3 protein-coding genes are annotated in these 2,216 nt (G+C 74.7%); all 3 read right to left on the minus strand.

From position 1 onward, the window contains the following. Positions 1 to 287, minus strand: a 287-nt coding sequence (locus tag L0P92_RS43955; protein ID WP_234768735.1) for a hypothetical protein, incomplete at its 3' end; no start/stop codon positions are given. 86 nt (positions 288 to 373) lie between these two features. Continuing rightward, positions 374 to 1,054 (minus strand): HdeD family acid-resistance protein, encoded by a 681-nt coding sequence (locus L0P92_RS43960; RefSeq protein WP_234768736.1) that lies wholly within the window; start codon positions 1,052 to 1,054, stop codon positions 374 to 376. 111 nt (positions 1,055 to 1,165) lie between these two features. After that, positions 1,166 to 1,771: an HhH-GPD-type base excision DNA repair protein gene (locus L0P92_RS43965; protein ID WP_234768737.1), complete on the minus strand. Its 606-nt coding sequence runs from the start codon at positions 1,769 to 1,771 to the stop codon at positions 1,166 to 1,168. Positions 1,772 to 2,216 lie beyond the last annotated feature (445 nt).

Genomic DNA, 2,216 nt, shown 5'->3' on the forward strand with positions numbered 1-2,216 from the left:
GGGCACGGCCGTGCGTCGGTTGCCGACCGCGGCAGCGGGCCGGGGCCACGTCGTCCCGGGCGGGACGCGCCGCGCCGGTCGGGGCGGGCCGGTGGCCGCAGGACCGTGTCGAGGACGTCGTGCTCGGCGAGTTCACCGGAGGAACCCATGGCGCCGGTCGCGGTGGGCGGGGCGGCGGCGTGGGCCTGGGCGTGGGCGCCCGGTACCAGGAGGGCGAGCAGCAGCACGAGGACCCGCAGCCAGGCGCGGCTGCGCGAGGGGCGTCGTGCGGTACTCGCGGTACTCACGGAAGGTCATCTCCCCGGTGGCCGTACGAGGTTCATCCCGTTCGGGGGGAGAACCGCCCGCTCGGCGTACCGGTTCGCGGCGCGTATCACAGCTCTCGCGGGACCTGGCGGGCCCGCCCCCGGATGCGCAGCGCGAGGACGATCTCGACGACGCCGACAGCCACCAGCCAGCAGCCGCCGAGCACCATCAGGACGGTGACCGACTCGATCGGGGCGTCGATCAGCACGATTCCGCCGAGGACGGTGACGATCCCCAGGAACATCTGCCAGCCGCGCGCCGGCATGGACTTGTCGGAGGCGGCGGCCAGCAGTTGGGAGATGCCGCGGATGAGCCAGCCGATGCCGATCCACAGGGCGAGCAGCAGCACCGACTGCATCGGGCGGCGGAAGCAGAACAGGCCGAGGACCACCGACAGCGTGCCGCTGATGAACGCCAGCACTCGCAGCGAGGTCGTCCGGTGCGTGCCGAAGGCCGCGATCAGCTGGAAGACGCCGCTGATCAGGAGGTAGAGGCCGAAGAGGACACCGGAGACGAAGAGCGGGGCGCCCGGCCAGACCAGGACCAGGACGCCCAGGACCAGCGAGCAGACGCCGGTGCCGAGGACGACCTGCCAGGCGGCGCGGGAGAGGGCGTGCAGGGGGCCTTCGAGCGGCGGCTCGGGTTCATGGGCCGCCGTCCCCGCCCCCGGCCCGGGCGCGTGCCCGGCGTGGACGCGCCGGTCGTCGTAGTCCCGACCCCACGGGGAGCCGGTCGGTGACTCGCTCATGATCCATGCTGAGAACGACCCGGCCGACCTCGCCATCGGGGACGGGCCACTCGAATGACGGCACGGATGGTGACGGCATGGAGCGGGCCACAGCCCCGAGGGCCGCCGTACCTACTTCGCCGCGCCCTTTCCAGCGCTCTTGGCCGCCTTCGCCGCCGCCTTCATCTCCTGCTTGTGCGCCCGCACCTTGGCCAGCGACTCGGGGCCGGTGATGTCGGCGACGGAGCGGAAGGAACTCGTCTCGCCGTAGGCGCCGGCGGCCTCCTGCCAGCCCTGGGGGCGGACGCCCAACTGCTTGCCCAGCAGGGCGAGGAAGATCTGGGCCTTCTGCTTGCCGAAGCCCGGCAGGTCCTCCAGCCTGCGCAGCAGTTCGCGGCCGTCGTCGACGCCCTTCCAGACGAGCTCGGCGTCACCGTCGTAGTGCTCGACGAGGTACTGGCACAGCTGCTGGATCCGCTTGGCCATGGACCCGGGGTAGCGGTGCACGGCCGGCTTCTCCGAGAGCAGGGACGAGAAGGCCTCCGGGTCCTGCGCGGCGATGTCGTGCGCCTCCAGGTCGTCCGCGCCGAGCCGGTCGGCGATCGTGCGGGGCCCCTTGAACGCCCACTCCATCGGCACCTGCTGGTCCAGCAGCATGCCGACCAGCGCGGCGAGCGGGCTGCGACCGAGCAGCGCGTCGGCCTCGGGGTCCTGGGCGAGGTGAAGGGTGACGTCCATGACCCGATCATGCCCCTTCGGTGCATGCCTCGCAGCCGAGGGCCCATGCCCAGGGTCGGGCTCACGCCGCGGGCTGGGCTTCGTGTCGAGGACCGGGCTTGCGCCGAGGGCCGGGCCCACGCTGCGGGTCGGGCTTCGTGTCGAGGGCTGGGCCTCCGTCGAGGCCCAGGTTCTACGCCGTGGGTCGGGTTCTACGCCGTGGGTGGGGCTCCGGGCCTTGGGTCGGATCGTCCGCCGTGGTCGGGCTCGGGGCCGTACGTCGGATTCCGCCGTGCGCCGGACTCCCCACCGTGGGCCGGACCCCCCTCGGGGGGGGGCCGGGGGGGGGGGGGGGGGCCGCCGGGGCGGGGCGGGGGGGGGGGGGGGGGGGCGGGCGGGGGCCGCGGGGGGGGGGGGGCGCGGCCCGCCCCCGGGGCCCGGGCCGGCGGCGGGCCGGGGCGCGGGG

Source organism: Streptomyces muensis (assembly GCF_021474425.1).
GTDB lineage: Bacteria > Actinomycetota > Actinomycetes > Streptomycetales > Streptomycetaceae > Streptomyces > Streptomyces muensis.

Bases quoted from the DNA above. Each gene is read 5' to 3' on its own strand.
- L0P92_RS43960 (WP_234768736.1), bottom strand. From the start codon at position 1,054: ATGAGCGAGTCACCGACCGGCTCCCCGTGGGGTCGGGACTACGACGAC.
- L0P92_RS43965 (WP_234768737.1), bottom strand. From the start codon at position 1,771: ATGGACGTCACCCTTCACCTCGCCCAGGACCCCGAGGCCGACGCGCTG.